The sequence below is a fragment of the Prochlorococcus marinus str. MIT 1013 genome (assembly GCF_027359395.1).
Lineage (GTDB): Bacteria > Cyanobacteriota > Cyanobacteriia > PCC-6307 > Cyanobiaceae > Prochlorococcus_B > Prochlorococcus_B marinus_E.
In genome coordinates, this window is record NZ_CP114778.1 from 607204 (window position 1) to 621241 (window position 14038).

18 protein-coding genes and 1 tRNA gene are annotated in these 14038 nt (G+C 35.1%); 13 read left to right on the top strand and 6 right to left on the bottom strand.

Annotated elements, in window-relative coordinates; genetic code table 11:
- Positions 1-194 precede the first annotated feature (194 nt).
- The 8 genes from O5633_RS04065 (at position 195) to O5633_RS04100 (ending at position 5935) form a co-directional block, all read left to right on the top strand.
- Entirely contained in the window at positions 195-419 is a 225-nt protein-coding gene (locus tag O5633_RS04065) for a hypothetical protein (RefSeq protein ID WP_269610824.1), read from the top strand.
- Positions 385-609: a helix-turn-helix domain-containing protein gene (locus O5633_RS04070; protein ID WP_269610825.1), complete on the top strand. Its 225-nt coding sequence runs from the start codon at positions 385-387 to the stop codon at positions 607-609. The genes O5633_RS04065 and O5633_RS04070 overlap by 35 nt, the downstream gene beginning before the upstream one ends.
- A gap of 46 nt (positions 610-655) precedes the next feature.
- Positions 656-919 carry a hypothetical protein gene (locus O5633_RS04075; RefSeq protein ID WP_269610826.1) on the top strand — a complete coding sequence of 88 codons (264 nt, stop codon included), beginning with the start codon at positions 656-658 and terminating at the stop codon, positions 917-919.
- Positions 909-1253, top strand: coding sequence for a hypothetical protein (locus tag O5633_RS04080; protein WP_269610827.1), 345 nt, complete (start codon positions 909-911; stop codon positions 1251-1253). The genes O5633_RS04075 and O5633_RS04080 overlap by 11 nt, the downstream gene beginning before the upstream one ends.
- The gene (locus tag O5633_RS04085; protein ID WP_269610828.1) at positions 1246-1746 is read left to right on the top strand and encodes a hypothetical protein; all 501 of its coding nucleotides are present in this window, start codon (positions 1246-1248) and stop codon (positions 1744-1746) included. Before O5633_RS04080 ends, O5633_RS04085 begins: the two co-directional genes overlap by 8 nt.
- 1 nt (position 1747) lies before the next feature.
- On the top strand, positions 1748-2170 hold the full coding sequence (locus tag O5633_RS04090; protein WP_269610829.1) for a hypothetical protein: 423 nt from the start codon (positions 1748-1750) through the stop codon (positions 2168-2170).
- The gene (locus O5633_RS04095) at positions 2160-3422 is read left to right on the top strand and encodes a VapE domain-containing protein (protein WP_269610830.1); all 1263 of its coding nucleotides are present in this window, start codon (positions 2160-2162) and stop codon (positions 3420-3422) included. The genes O5633_RS04090 and O5633_RS04095 overlap by 11 nt, the downstream gene beginning before the upstream one ends.
- Positions 3423-4216: 794 nt before the next feature.
- A complete protein-coding gene (locus O5633_RS04100; protein ID WP_269610832.1) occupies positions 4217-5935 on the top strand; it encodes a hypothetical protein in 1719 nt (572 codons plus the stop codon).
- A gap of 131 nt (positions 5936-6066) precedes the next feature.
- Here O5633_RS04100 and O5633_RS04105 read toward each other — a convergent pair whose 3' ends face one another.
- The 4 genes from O5633_RS04105 to O5633_RS04120 form a co-directional block, all read right to left on the bottom strand.
- Positions 6067-6252, bottom strand: coding sequence for a hypothetical protein (locus O5633_RS04105; protein ID WP_269610834.1), 186 nt, complete (start codon positions 6250-6252; stop codon positions 6067-6069).
- A 349-nt stretch (positions 6253-6601) separates the two neighbouring features.
- A complete protein-coding gene (locus O5633_RS04110; protein ID WP_269610835.1) occupies positions 6602-7252 on the bottom strand; it encodes a hypothetical protein in 651 nt (216 codons plus the stop codon).
- A gap of 108 nt (positions 7253-7360) precedes the next feature.
- Positions 7361-7434, bottom strand: a tRNA-Pro gene (locus tag O5633_RS04115).
- A gap of 291 nt (positions 7435-7725) precedes the next feature.
- Positions 7726-8733 (bottom strand): prepilin-type N-terminal cleavage/methylation domain-containing protein, encoded by a 1008-nt coding sequence (locus O5633_RS04120; RefSeq protein ID WP_269610836.1) that lies wholly within the window; start codon positions 8731-8733, stop codon positions 7726-7728.
- Positions 8734-10673: 1940 nt separating this feature from the next.
- On the opposite strand from O5633_RS04120, the gene O5633_RS04125 reads away from it, so the two are divergent.
- Positions 10674-10844 (top strand): hypothetical protein, encoded by a 171-nt coding sequence (locus O5633_RS04125; protein ID WP_269610838.1) that lies wholly within the window; start codon positions 10674-10676, stop codon positions 10842-10844.
- A gap of 786 nt (positions 10845-11630) precedes the next feature.
- Positions 11631-12098, top strand: a complete 468-nt coding sequence (locus O5633_RS04130) for a hypothetical protein (RefSeq protein ID WP_269610839.1) — start codon at positions 11631-11633, stop codon at positions 12096-12098.
- A gap of 24 nt (positions 12099-12122) precedes the next feature.
- Here the strand turns inward: O5633_RS04130 and O5633_RS04135 are convergent, their stop codons facing one another.
- Complete coding sequence (locus tag O5633_RS04135; RefSeq protein WP_269610840.1) at positions 12123-12323, bottom strand: hypothetical protein; 201 nt, start codon at positions 12321-12323, stop codon at positions 12123-12125.
- Between the two features lie 151 nt (positions 12324-12474).
- On the opposite strand from O5633_RS04135, the gene O5633_RS04140 reads away from it, so the two are divergent.
- Positions 12475-12765: a hypothetical protein gene (locus O5633_RS04140; protein WP_269610842.1), complete on the top strand. Its 291-nt coding sequence runs from the start codon at positions 12475-12477 to the stop codon at positions 12763-12765.
- A gap of 15 nt (positions 12766-12780) precedes the next feature.
- Here O5633_RS04140 and O5633_RS04145 read toward each other — a convergent pair whose 3' ends face one another.
- The gene (locus tag O5633_RS04145; RefSeq protein ID WP_269610843.1) at positions 12781-13122 is read right to left on the bottom strand and encodes a hypothetical protein; all 342 of its coding nucleotides are present in this window, start codon (positions 13120-13122) and stop codon (positions 12781-12783) included.
- A 255-nt stretch (positions 13123-13377) separates the two neighbouring features.
- Between O5633_RS04145 and O5633_RS04150 the strand changes: the two genes are divergently transcribed.
- Positions 13378-13617 (top strand): hypothetical protein, encoded by a 240-nt coding sequence (locus O5633_RS04150; RefSeq protein WP_269610844.1) that lies wholly within the window; start codon positions 13378-13380, stop codon positions 13615-13617.
- A gap of 170 nt (positions 13618-13787) precedes the next feature.
- Complete coding sequence (locus O5633_RS04155; RefSeq protein WP_269610845.1) at positions 13788-13958, top strand: hypothetical protein; 171 nt, start codon at positions 13788-13790, stop codon at positions 13956-13958.
- Positions 13959-14038 lie beyond the last annotated feature (80 nt).

A 14038-nucleotide genomic window follows, 5' to 3' on the forward strand; every position in this document is an offset into this window, starting at 1 on the left:
ACTGACATCAGGGGTCAACCCCGTTAGTAGACGTATGTTAAGAAAAGCAGACTAAAAAGGTTCAAAACCTACAAACAAGATTAGTATCGCTTTAACAAGTTTCGCGCCAGATGCTCGTCACCGACATTTGATGTCACGCTCTTGCTTGTTCCTTTTTTAGGTAGGTGACTCTTGTAAACCCTTAACCCATAACAATGGCACGCAAGAGGACTCCACCCCCTTTCTTGAAAAGTCGAAAAATAGTAAATGAGCGTTTCAATAGGCATGACTCAATCAGTCTTGCTGAAGATCTCTTCGTTATGAATTTCGATGTTGAGAAGTGCGAGGAACTAGAGCCCTTAGCTAATGCTTTGGAGTGGGTGAAGGATAATTCCATTAGTCAAAATGAAAAACTGGGTAACGACCAAGGAGGCTCTTGAGTATTTAAAAGTCTCAGAAAGCACTCTCTACCAACTACGTAGAAAAGGAATCCTTAAAGCAAATATCGACTGGCGCAGAAAGTTTCCTGATAGCCGTTCTAATCTCCTCTATGACCTAGAGCAATGTGAAAAGACCTTAGAAGCAAGGTTCGAGGCAAACGCCGAAACTCTTGAATTAGCAAAGGCTTAGAGAAATGAAAATATTAAATCACTGCATCTGTTCTAAGGAAGAGCCAATGACCATTGAAGCGGTCGAATTATTTTTTGATGATGCAAAAGTCATTCAAGGCATGATCTCTTTTTATATGCCTGCTATCGATGGATTAGAAGGAACTCTCTACAGCCAACAAGAAAAAGATGACTTAGTCGTGCAACACCGAACTAAATCTGTTATCGCTCTACAACTCATCGCGGGTCTTTCTCACGCTGAGGCAATTCAATTGATCGATGAATTAATCGATAGAGAAATAAGAGAAGAGGAGGAGGCAATTGGCAAATAAAAAATTTAGTGAGCATTACGAAGAGAACTTGTTAGATACTGCCTCGCAACTTCTCGATGACGGGCTTATGTATGTCCATTGGGAGGACAAAGCATATCTACAGATGATGCAAAAAGTTTGCTTAAAAAACAGGATTATTAGCTGCTTGCAAATCCTTACTTTAATTGAAGGAACTGATGCTCAAGAGATTGTTGATTACATCTTCGACTCCAAAGAAATTATGGATCACGATTTTTATTCGACACCTCAATTCCCATACAGCATGAAAAGCAAATGCATTTACAGAGCTCTTAGGCAGCGAAAAAACAAACTTGAAAAGGAGAAAAATGTCTAATAAAAAAAGTGCCCCCCTCACCCCTGAAGAGAGCAACAAAAGAGATAAACAAATCTTGGATAGTCTAAACGGCGCATCCTTGATTGACCTCTCAAACTCAATTCTTGCCGAGTGGAAACCCTATCTAAACAGTGAAGGTGAAACAATTCTTGGTCAAGAGGTTTCATTTAACCGCGCTGTATTACTGACCCTTCAAAGGGCGGTGTCAACTAGAGAGGAAACTTACCGAAGACTATTAATTGTTAGCCACGAGCAAACCAAGCAAATAGTTGAGCTAAAAGAACAAGTTCAAATTCTCAAAGCGAGTAATACTAATCTCCAGAATCGAACATTGGATTTAGAGAAGGGTTACTCCGATTTATGCAAAGGGTGGGATGAGAACAAACAACTTCACCTTGAAATAGGTACAAGGCAAAAGAAACACATCGAAACCTGCGATAAAAATTTCTTAAAGCTAAAAGAGCAAGTTGAAAACCTTATGAGGAGGTTATGAAGTGGATCCTCTTAAAACAAAACTCGATGCTCTTCTTAGAGAGGAGTTAACGGAGAACGCTGTTCTTTGCGCCGTGATAATCATCGGCCTCAGAAGGGGTTTTAATCCCTATGAGCAAAGTGATTTCTATACGCCGTGGGGCAAAGCTCCAGACTCAAAGGAAGAAGAAGCGTTCCAAGATCTTGTCTGGTTTCATAAGGTCTTGCCACCTCATGCGACGTTCGACCCCGCAAAAGCAAAGCGGGGTTTTTATACAAAGTTGAGATGGAAAAAACAAGACGAGTTTTACTCGAAGTACATTCCTGAGGAAGAAAGAGAAGAAGTAAAAAGACATATTCCAAAAACCTTTAACCCACAAATAAAACCTCAAACATCACTCAAAACAATCCGAAGGAAACTATCGGAGGAAAATCATGTCTTCTGAAATTATTGGTATTCATCTACCTAACGGATGGGAAAACGGCATAAGACAAAAATTTGCTGCTGGCGATCTTTCAAAACTTCTTAAAGATGAATTTAAAAGCGATCTGAAATTTAACCTTTTAACGCTTGAGCCTGAATTTAAAGATCAATCACTAACCTCAAATTTTGTTGATAACTTCTATGTCTTCTTAAGCGAAGCGGGTTACATGATTAGCAAAGGGGCGGCCACTGATGCCTTATTAGTTTCTGCCCATCGAAACGCTTTTCATCCTGTTGTCGATTATTTAGAGGACATAGAAAAAGATGATTCTATTGAGCCTATCGATTTAGAAAAAGTCTCTACTGACTATTTAGGCGTTGATGATCCTCTCTCAAATTCAATGCTTGCAATGTGCCTTATTGGGGCTGTTGCTAGGGCGTTAAATCGCGGCGTTATGTTTAAACATTGTTGTGTTTTAAAAGGGGCTCAAGGTATAGGCAAAAGTAGTTTTTGGAGAATACTTGCTTCTCCTGAATGGTTTTGCGACACCATGCAAACCAAAGATCAAGACTTATTTCTAGCGATTCAAACTTGCTGGTTTTATGAACTTCAAGAGCTTGATTACATGACTTCTAAACATGAGCAAGGCAAGCTAAAAGCGTGGATCTCATCAAGAGAAGATAAGTTCAGACTGCCCTATGGAAGAGCCACAGATTCACATCAAAGGCCATCAATTTTTGTTGGTAGTTGTAATCGCTCGGACTTCTTAACTGACTCAACAGGTAACGTTCGTTTCTGGGTGATTGATATACCCGACAAGATAGATCTACCCAAATTAAAACAAGATCGAAATCGAATATTCAAAGCAGCGATTAAGGCATATCGAGAAGATGAAAAAACGTATAACAAAATTGGTATTGCTTTACCTGATGAGCTTCAAAGAAAATCAGATATTAGAAATTTAGAGTTTGAGGCTGAACATCCTTTCTTCTCTCGTCTAGCAGAATGGACAAGCCGAAAGGTTAATCAATATCCCTTTACTAGCGAGCAAGCATTGATCGGTTCAGGGTGTAGAGATGAGACAAAGCTAAATCCAAATGATGCTAAAGAAGCGGGTAACTGCTTAAGGAAACTTGGCTACATAAAAGACACTCACCAACAAAGAGATGAGGAAGGTAAAAAACAAGCGAGGCGATGGAGACTACCAGAATGGCCTAACACTAAAGAAGCATTAAAAATTGAAATGCCTAGACGATTCCATCACGAAATTTAACTCAAGTGTCTCAACGGGTAGAGCATGCGCTGAGGCAGCCGAAAGCATTGCACCGCAACCAATAAGGAACTTTTGTCTCAACGCTCTATAAATTTTTCTAAAACTATTTATATGAAATAGACAGACGAGCAAAAAAATAAAAAGTGTTGGCAAAACACCTGAGGCACCTGAGGCAAAAAGCGTAATAACCCTTTAAATCCCAAACGCAAAATTAAGGGTTTGAAATTGAAACATTTAATTAAAGGCATTTAAGGAGTTTTTAGCGACGTTTTAAGGACTATTAACGACAATAACGGGTCAATAATTCTGCATAAGTCAAATTAAGGTTTTACCCCTGTTAATTCAGTCTTTCCAGTCGTTTTGACCATGCAAAATTACTTAGAATCTGTTATATGACTGACTCAATTCTAGTTGATGATGACGCTCCGCGGATACCTTGCCCGCTGGATGACGCGCTCTTATCGGCTCAATTTCGACGTTATCAAAAAACTTTATTAGAGGAAGATGACTGCTTCGACTACTCAGATTGAAACCCGCTTTTAGATCTAGAAGCAAAGGCGGTTGATGAGGATAGTTTCTCTCTTTCGTTCAGTTCAGAAAATCCAGTCACAACACTCTTGATTGGGTAGAGAAAGAACTTAAAGACGTTGTAGCCTTTGATATAGGGATATCACTGGAAAGCTACTTAATGCTTTGACCTTAACCTATACGAACTAGATATACTATATAGTTTTAAAACCTAGCTTTACTACCTTCTAAAATTTCATATTTAGAATGGAAATTGTAAATATAAAATGCCTCAAAACAATCCCCCAATTCTTTTAGAAGAAACCAACAAACCAGATACAAAACAATATACTGTTGAGTTTGACGGAACCGTGCCAACTGCCACAGGTGCGTACACTGCAGAATTAACTGAACGTAAGACATTTAATATTTTTAGAGCTTGGAATGCCAGCATAAGTCCAAAGGAATACGGTCTTTACTGGACTCATGACATCTATGATGAACTCCCCGGTAAGTTTTCTCTAGAAACACCAGGTTGGAACTATCACTATGTTGGGAAATCATGGAATAACTATCCAGGGATCGAGCAATTTGTGAGAAAAGGAGTTAATTGGGGTCATGCGGCTGAGTACGGAACAACGCTAGCCACTGATTACACTAATCCTGAATTTCACGATTATTTCGCAGAATTAGTAGCAATCCTAAATAGCGATGTGGACGGTATATTGCTTGATTGGTGGCATGACAATCATTATGAAATAAATAGTAAGTCTGCAGTTGCGAAGGCTCGAAAGCAAATCGCACAGCATGTTCGCGAAAAGATGGGTGATGACTTTTTACTCGTTGGTAATGTTAATTGGGACAAAGACACTGCCACTATCGAGAACCTGAATGGAGTTTTTCTAGAACTCTACAAAACGCCATATGAGAGAAAGAATGCTTATACTTCTATTGAAATTGATAGTATGATTGATGTCCTGAAGTATTACGAAAACGAACTTCAATATCCTAAACTTATTGCTTTTGAACCGTGGCGTGTATCGCAGCAATCTAAAGCAAATGGCAAGTCGTTAACCGAGGATCGCCTCACACCAGAAAATCAGAGATTTGCTAAGTTATTTGCAACAATATTGAGTGTTCATACTAGCAATGGTTATTACCTATATGCTGACAATAATCACGACACGGAGGATGGTGATCACGGTCATGCTTGGTACTCATTTTATGATTTAGACATCGGAAAACCGACATCAAAAGGCGTTGAAGTTGCTAATAGAATTGGCGTCAGAAAATATGAAAAAGGATTGCTTGGCTACAACTATACATCCAGAGATATCGAAATAGATACACCAAACGGCACAATCAAGATTCCATCTCAAAGTGGGGCAATCCTATATTTAGACAGTGCATCTACTCGAGCAAAAGAGGCGACTAATGTGAGTGATTTAATTCTTCGAGAGCAATACCAACTTAGTACAGTTAAAGATTATGATGGCAACTGGCATGGATATTTAAGAACTAGTGCTCCTGAAGCTGTCAAATCCACTTATAAATATCAAGGGGAGTTAGATGTTAATAATGATGAGACAACAGAAGCAATTTTTACTAATAAGGAAAGCGGTCGTTGGGTAACTGCATCTATTGATCCAGTTACAGGAGCCTTTGATTATTCCAAGCATGGAGCAGGTGGAACCACAAGGATTGTGGGGATTTATCAGGATCCATTAGTGGCGAATGGAACGGTAGAAAAAGATAGCGTCTTTGATGGATCGCGAACGTTTATTAATGATCTAAAACTGGATAATCTTATTCTTAAGACAGTGGGTGACTATGACGGTGATGGGTTTCAAGAACTTTATTGGAGCAAAGTAGATAACTCTGCATATTTAAGAGCCGTTATGCATGCAGATGGCAATATCCAATACGCTAACTATCAAAATCTACAACAAATGACTGATTACTTAACTGGTAATGGTTTTGCAAATATTATTCCTTTGATTGCTTGATCATGCCTTGCTTTTGTCGCTTTGGGGCGGAAGAGGTTACTTACTGTCCTCTTTAGTGGTGCTGTGACCCCGCAACTTTCGAGGGGAGGGTTTTTCGAGTTAGCTAGTCACTTGCTCGGTTTTTGATCTCCTCAATCTTTTTTTCCATATCTATAAATCAAATGCGTCGTAATCAATGAAAGAGGAAAAGCAAAAAACATTGCTTTATTCCAAGCCCATTTCAACTCACCATGATACTGACGCGTTATTTCAGTAACCTCTTTTCGTTCTTCAGCTGTTAAAGCAACCTTACTAAGAGTCGAAGGAAACTTAGGCATTATGGGTATAGGTGATAAAGGACTAATAAGAACGCACCACCAAACAAAGAAATAGAAAGAGACTGTGAAACAACCCGTCAAATTAATTAATCTTCCATCTTTTTCTAATTATGACATTCCTCAAAGTCCACGGGTCCCTTTTAGACAAATACTTTGAGGGTAAGTTCGTGCCTCGAAAATTTTCTAGGCTGGAGCTTTTAAAACTATGGAATGCTTAACACTTATAAAACCAGCTAATTCCATTTAGTGAGTAATAGACAAGCTTTAAGCGTCGAAGTCGCAGAACTTGTTGGTTCTCACTCGGCATTAAAGCATTTCTAAAAACTAATGACATCTATTACATAGCTGATCACCATCGGCCATTAAAGCAACCTCTCTTTTCAGCATCCGAGCCAAGTGCTGCAAAACATGTTTTTTTGTCTGTACCGAAGTTATATGAGAATGTGGGATACTCGCTCTCGTCTTCAGATACAACTTTCATTTCTCCTGTAGTAGGACAGTCAATACTTGTACCTGATAACTTTCTATTAATTCCTAAATAGAAGCCAGCAATATTTTTTTTCTTTGGTTTATAGCCTCGAAGTTCAGGAACAATGAAAGTACCTGTTCTTATATAAGGTATTTTTCCTTTACATTCTTTCGCTATCGTTGCAAGCATATTGCGAGCAGCTGCTGATGCAGCTCTTTCATTCATGCCTGAGACATAGAATTTCGGCCAAGCGGTAACAAAACAAAATGCAAGATAAGCAATTCCAAATAATGATATTGTCAAGCACCCCTGAGACTTAAACGAATTACTTACTTTACGCGTATTCCTTTTGAGTTTTTCTAATGGGATGCTGAGTATAAGTTTGCGTTGTTTAGAAAACAGAAGATAATTCTCTCCAACAACTCCACTTTGAAATGGATCAGCATCTTTTGAAAATTGAAGCTTTCCTTCTTTCATCGCTATGACTAAGGCCTGATCAAATAAATTTGGCTTCTTTTCTTGTTTATCCATAGAACCATTATGCCAAGCCCCGTTAAATCCCTTTATTACCAGTAGCTGTAGACACTATTTGCCCACGTTTTGCCCACACTGCAAATACCCTATTCGCTGAGATCCCAATCGGGGCGACAGGATTCGAACCTGCGACCTAGTGCTCCCAAAGCACCCGCGCTACCAAGCTGCGCCACGCCCCGTTACTGCTTTTTCAGGCTCTCACCAACTTTGTGCTTTCTTGTGACTAGTCATGCATGCGCATGAATACTATTCTTAGGCCGCAACTAGGCCGCAAAACCATTACCTAGAAAAAAGGCCACAAAGATGGGAAGAAACATTAAAAGAGAATATAAGAAGTTTAAACCGAGGGTGGTCCATTCAGGAAAATAAATGTAAAATGCACCATTTTTAAATGGCTAATTCTATTAGAAAAATAAGGAAACAAATATTGAATGCTGTTTTTTTATAGTTTGCAAAAAGATGTGGTTATGTCAATCACATATTGGGACCTCTGCAATCCCCCAGTTGTAAGCCCAATAAGCATCATCTGCTAATTCGTAATATTCTTTAGGGTCAATTGGTTCTTGCCACCATCCATTTAATCCACCATGACGCTCAGCATGACCAGATGGATCCTTCATTAACAAATGAAACCCTCCTGCTGTCCCTCTCTGATGATATTCATTATTCCAGTCACCTTGCCCTGCCCCATATGGTGAGTCATAACCTTCATCTAATTCATTATCATTAGCCCAATTCAAATTACCTTCTGAATCTGAACTCAATCCAATCCAAGCTCCTGCACGCATTCCATAACCCCAGTTAGGATCTGGTTGAGACAACATGTCACCGTAAGTCTCGTTTAAAAATTTATTTTCACCTTCATTATTTGGTGTTGTTAGAAATCCGCCTAGTTTTTGGGCATTTTCATTTGCTTCTGTCCAGGATGATCCTCTCACCAATGCATAAGCAGAACAACCTCTCTTTGCCAAACTACCTTCAAATACAACATCACTATTTTCCATTATTAAGCCTTCAAGAGACTGGTTATTATAAGAACCACAAATTGCACTTAAACAAGCATTAAAATTACTCCCTCTGGAACCTTTAAATGAATAAGTCAAAAGATTATTACTTGTTTCAAGAATAAAAGTAGGCAAAGTTGTTGTATCGTCTGGTATTGCATTAATGAGACCTGACGTTTGCGCTCCGCTACAGCTTTTAGAACCATCTGACTGAATCTGGTAAGAATAAAGATTGCCTTGATAAAAAGTCGCTGAACTATTTGAATCTAATTTTTTAACCATACATTCTTTTTGTATTTGCCTCATAGCTGCTAACGCAGCTGAAGCTTTTGATTTTCTCTGTAAACAAAAAAAAGAAGGAATTGAAATTGAAGCCAATATAGAAAGAACAGAAACAACAACAACTAATTCAATTAAAGAAAATCCTTCTTCTTTAGATCTAATCGTTAAGTCCATTCTTATAGTTTTTGTCATTATTTTTAATTAACTAGAAAGTATACAAAAGATATTCAGATCTTTACATCTTTTGTTTAACGTCAAATCTAATAACTCAGGCGGGTATAAATTTCTAGGCCGCGCTTAGGCCGCATTTAAAAAGGCTTGTTTTGAATATCCCTTTTACTGATTAGCTTTTAAGGGGGGTGAGACTAGTGATCCCAAAGCACCCGAGCTACCAAGCTAAGCCACGCCCCGCTACTGCTTTTTCATTCTCTCACTAACTTTGTGCTTTACCGTGACTAATCATGCATGGGCGTGAATGATACTCTTAGGACATTTCTAGGACATAATCCTTTTCCTAAGATAGTAAGAACTCAAAGATGGGAAGAAACCCTTAAAAAAGAAATTAGAAGTTTAGCCCGTGGGTGGAGCGTTCAGGAAGAGAAAGGCAAAATACGCCAAATTTTTAAAGGATAGATCTATTAGAAGTTCAAGGATACGGTTCTTTTAGTCTTATATTTAAAATACGCAGATATATCAATTACACGTTGGGACGTCAGCTATTCCCCAATTATAAGGCCAATAAGATTTCGAATTACCAGCATCTTCATAATACTGTGCACCATTAATCATTGAATAATCATCTCCCCACTCGTCCAAATAAATTCAGCGAATATCATTATTAGCTGGCACAGGATAAATTAGAGATATTATGCCAAGTAAAAGCAACAACGAAAGTAGGCATTGCGTCCAACTATTAATCTTGTTGGCTTCAAGTGTGACAATGAGTCGATAAAAGATGAAGAAATGGAAATAGCAGTGCTAAGAAATGCAAATGGTTTTCCTCGACCATTTCTGATACAAATTCGTAGATTAAAACACCTAGCTTCAGTTTTAATTAATGAACTCGTATCTCTCGAAAAATAGTTAAGATGAAAACTAGTCACAGTGAAACCATTTGGCACCTCATTTAGATCACCCTTTTTTAATATTGATTTGGCACATACTTGTTGGGTATCTTATTACTGTTAGTTGTGACTGGAACTGGATCCCTTTAACAAATGAGCAGAGAAAGAGAGGTCCATCTCTTGACCAAATCAGGGGTAAAATATTTGGTTAGTTGAAATTTAAACAAAAATAATTTTAGTTTTCATTTAGTCATAAAAAAGAAATTTTATTTAAACAACTAAAAAAGATTCACTTACAAACCATTCAATATCAGCGCCTGATTCAAGTAATAACAAGATTAAAATAGTAGAAATTATAAAAGTACGGTTAGGCCCAGTAGAAGACTCCACAATAAAGAATCTTTTCAATTATCTTTTGTTTTTCGCCTGCGAGTACAAGGTCAAATGGCTCAACAAATCAACCTTGCATTATTTTCTGTCCCTTCGGAAAGCAGAGATTTAGTTGAATTTATCTTCTTTTGCGTTGTAGGTTTCACGGCAGGAAACTTTGGTTTAATTTGACATGTATAATTTTTTTAGAAAATTATTTGTACCATAAACATTCTTTTTTAGAAACCTTCAAGAAATAACAGAATAAAAATCAATACAAATAAGATATAATCCTTCTCTATGATTTTGAGTTTTCATAAGCCTAACAAGTATTGCTCAAACTCTAAAGAGATTGATTTTAAGATAATTAAACAATCATTTGATGTAAATAATATCTATAAACCAAAGATATATTATTAAAGCTAATGAGAATAAATAGCTAGTGACTTAAAGAATGAAGAAATGTTATTTATAGAAGATGAAGAACAAGCGAAAAAAGCTTTCAATTGTTCTATCAGTGAGGGAAGTGAAGGCAGTTTTTTTATTTGATTTTAAACTGCCTTCATTCCAAAAATTAATTTTAAATATATGAAAATATTATGAGATACTTCGTTATATTTAAAATAATAGATAAATTTATATCGATTTTTTTCACGGTAAGAATAAAAACCTTTCATAGTTTCGGTAAAATCATGTCCAGTGAAACTTATACCAACTTTTACTGAGTCACTCCATGAGATCAAATTACCATCGCCTGAAAAATCCTTTACTATTGAAAAGGGTAATGAGAAGCAAATAGGGAAATGGATAACCAATGGAGCTATTACATGTGAGTTGGAAAAACTTTTCGAATGGATGAATGTCGAATAAAAACTCAAAAAAAACAATTTAAATAATGAGGAAAAACAACTTCCAGAAGAAGTAAAAAATAAATTTCCTATAGACCAATGGTGTGTAATAAAAATATTCAGTGACCATCAAAGAAATATCGATACTAGAAAAAAGGCAATAGAAGACGTAAAAAGTCGCACTAATCCACGCATGAATGAACAAACAATTAATACCATCTTCAGCCCAGGCCGTGGTATAAATACTTAGTATGGTATAATTACCTATAGATTTTCAAGGATTCAAAACCTCATGATTGAAAAGTACCCCTTGTTTCCATTCCTTATCTTTGCAGGAGCAGTGATCAGCACAGCTACTATTGGTTTGCCCGTATTTGCTGGATAATATAGATATTTAAATTTGAAAGCTCATAGATAGAATATTTATCAAACCGTAAAAGCCAGTAGAAATTCCCAATAAAATCAAACTTAGACTAATTAATATTTCATTAGAAATTATTAAAAAGTCAATTTTTTTAGATATTGATTTCTTATGCAATTTTTATTTTTCTAAGATTGTAGACCAATAATTAAATAAAAAATAAGAAGAGTATAAAAAAATTGCAAGATAAACCCAGTTAAGCCAAGCAGGCCGCTTATTACTGTTAACCATTCAGTCTAATAAATTCATATTCAACATAATATCTTAATATGTATAAAATATGACTTTAAAGTTTTAAGGCTTAACTTTAATTATAAAATTTATAACCAAAAGTAATTACATAAAGAGGTATTCATGAAAAATCGATATAAGTTTCTCAAAAAGCACATGTGTGAATTCACGAGAACATATAAAAGCATACTAGGAAATAAATGGTCCTTGAATTTTCCAGTTTTTCTTTTTGATAGAGATTGGTTCAGACTTAAGAAAGTAACCTTATACGATTTAGCTAAAGAACTAAGACCAGACAACTCACAGGAAGCACCAGAGATAATTCAATATCAACAATTACTCAAAGAAGGACATGATCATTTACTCGCTATTCAAGAATGTTGGAATGAATTCGGAATTGAAGATTTTCATCGGTCTCTTAGAAACTCTTCAGAGTGGAAATCAAAAGGGAACAACGGATGGACATTTAAAAAATATGCTGAACTTTTAATTGGATATAGAAAAATTATTGAAAGCAAAGAAGTTCGTATACCGCTAATTATTTTAGGTAGAAACCCAAAAGAGGATCATCAACTTGAATGGATAAACAAAGACTTCATTTCGGAATTACCCCTCTCAGATTAAGACAAAAACTATATCTGAGTCTTTTTAAGCAATAGTTAAGTCATCAGATCTTGTTCCCCACTCTGTATCTTCCAAAAGATCAGAGTAGCAAGATGCGTTTACCAAGTTATATTTCTGGAATTTCCAATCTGAATCTTCAAGGTAATCTGAATACTCGAATGTTTTGGCAAGAAGAGAAAATTCTTTACTAAAAGGGCACATGGCATTATGTATTTTTTCAATCATTCACACTAATCAAGGTAAAAGCAACTAAAAATTATAATTCCTAAATAATTCCTAAATATTTAGATAGAAGAACTAAGTACCAAAGTAAGAAATGAACGCAATTGAATATCTATTATAGGATATGTAAATGATAAAAACCTTTTAAATAAGAATGGGTTACATCAAAAGTGAACAAGATGGAGAGTTTAATTTCGAAAAACTTCCTGAAGGTGATTATTTCTTTTCAGGGAAAGAAGGATTTGTAAAAGTTGAGGTAGATAAAGATGGTCATCAATCCTGGGATCTACAAAATTGGTTTGCAAGTCTAGATCCAGACAAAGATGAGGCGCAACGTCAAAAAATAATTCAAAATATAAAAAAAAGGCTAAATGCAAATACTGGGATAATTAATCCATCCGAAAAGCAGAAAAAGAATCCTTTTTTGAATCCTTTTAAAAATTAAATCTACGACAAAAACTTATTTAAAAAATAGAAATAACTCATTTGCTGCAAATACAATTAGAGAATATCTTAATAATGTACACCAAGCATACAAATAAACACATTGATAGTCTGACTTTGAAGCTTCTACACCTTTATATTTTAATAATAATTTAAATCGATATTCTGAATTGTTTTTAATAATGAAAATAATTCCTAATGCTAATAATTGCAAAATGTTTTTGTTAACTAATAAAATGAAGGCAACAAAAAATGAAATATTTGAAACAAAGTCAATAAGTGGAATAAATGTAGCAGGAATAACGAACAAATTAGATAATATATATATGAGCCTGTTATGATTTATCCAAGAAAACATTTTTGAATGAAAATACAAATATATCTATATTTAGCAAACAATTAATTAGATTGCAATTTTTAAATTAAATTAATTTAAGATAGGAATGAAAATCAACATATTCTTGGCTAACCAGACAATGATTTGAATTACAGAATTACTCAAAATTAAAATTAGAAAAGGAAAGGTGATGATCTGATATATTTATATATTTTTTTTTCATCTATCGTCTTAGAGTTTCTAAGCAGTTATGATTAAACAAACAAACTTTATAAAATGAAAATATTTATTCTCTTTTCTATAAGCATAGTGGCGATTTTAATCATTAGCAAGAAATTATTTTCTTCTGCAAAAAGAAATCTCTTCAAAGATCAATCAGCGTGGTCTGGTAAAGATATAAAAATAAAATACAGTAAATCAAAAGAAATTTCCGATTCAAGGAGAAATGATAACTTCCTGAAAATAATTGCTGACGAATCAAAAACCTATTTAGAAGATCAGTCTAATAATGTTTAAGAATAAAAACAATTAAATTTATCTACACTAAAAAAATAAAAGTAGAGCTTAAATGCAGGAATTCATTTATAATTAAAAACATAATAAGTTAAATCTTTTAAAACATGCACATTCAATTATTATTAATTAATAATATATATTTTCTTTTAATAAAGAGTACTTTACTTGATATGACAATAAACAATCCTATTTTCGTTTTTGCTCTAATAACAGTAATTTGGTTCATTCCAGGAATTATCGTTAGAAGGGTTAATGAATTAAATCAGATAAAAAAAAAGGAAAAGGTTCAATCTGATGCTATTAAAAAACTTTACCCTAAAGCTAAGGATTCAATTGATTGAGATATGAAAATGTATTTTTAACTAGATAACTATCAAATCTTATCTATCAACTTAATATTTTAGTTATTTTATAAAATAGT

Coding starts and splice junctions, on each gene's coding strand:
- O5633_RS04065 (WP_269610824.1), top strand. CDS start 195: ATGGCACGCAAGAGGACTCCACCCCCTTTCTTGAAAAGTCGAAAAATA.
- O5633_RS04070 (WP_269610825.1), top strand. CDS start 385: ATGAAAAACTGGGTAACGACCAAGGAGGCTCTTGAGTATTTAAAAGTC.
- O5633_RS04075 (WP_269610826.1), top strand. CDS start 656: ATGACCATTGAAGCGGTCGAATTATTTTTTGATGATGCAAAAGTCATT.
- O5633_RS04085 (WP_269610828.1), top strand. CDS start 1,246: ATGTCTAATAAAAAAAGTGCCCCCCTCACCCCTGAAGAGAGCAACAAA.
- O5633_RS04095 (WP_269610830.1), top strand. CDS start 2,160: ATGTCTTCTGAAATTATTGGTATTCATCTACCTAACGGATGGGAAAAC.
- O5633_RS04100 (WP_269610832.1), top strand. CDS start 4,217: ATGCCTCAAAACAATCCCCCAATTCTTTTAGAAGAAACCAACAAACCA.
- O5633_RS04105 (WP_269610834.1), bottom strand. CDS start 6,252: ATGCCTAAGTTTCCTTCGACTCTTAGTAAGGTTGCTTTAACAGCTGAA.
- O5633_RS04110 (WP_269610835.1), bottom strand. CDS start 7,252: ATGGATAAACAAGAAAAGAAGCCAAATTTATTTGATCAGGCCTTAGTC.
- O5633_RS04120 (WP_269610836.1), bottom strand. CDS start 8,733: ATGACAAAAACTATAAGAATGGACTTAACGATTAGATCTAAAGAAGAA.
- O5633_RS04130 (WP_269610839.1), top strand. CDS start 11,631: ATGTGTGAATTCACGAGAACATATAAAAGCATACTAGGAAATAAATGG.
- O5633_RS04135 (WP_269610840.1), bottom strand. CDS start 12,323: ATGATTGAAAAAATACATAATGCCATGTGCCCTTTTAGTAAAGAATTT.
- O5633_RS04140 (WP_269610842.1), top strand. CDS start 12,475: ATGGGTTACATCAAAAGTGAACAAGATGGAGAGTTTAATTTCGAAAAA.
- O5633_RS04145 (WP_269610843.1), bottom strand. CDS start 13,122: ATGTTTTCTTGGATAAATCATAACAGGCTCATATATATATTATCTAAT.
- O5633_RS04150 (WP_269610844.1), top strand. CDS start 13,378: ATGAAAATATTTATTCTCTTTTCTATAAGCATAGTGGCGATTTTAATC.
- O5633_RS04155 (WP_269610845.1), top strand. CDS start 13,788: ATGACAATAAACAATCCTATTTTCGTTTTTGCTCTAATAACAGTAATT.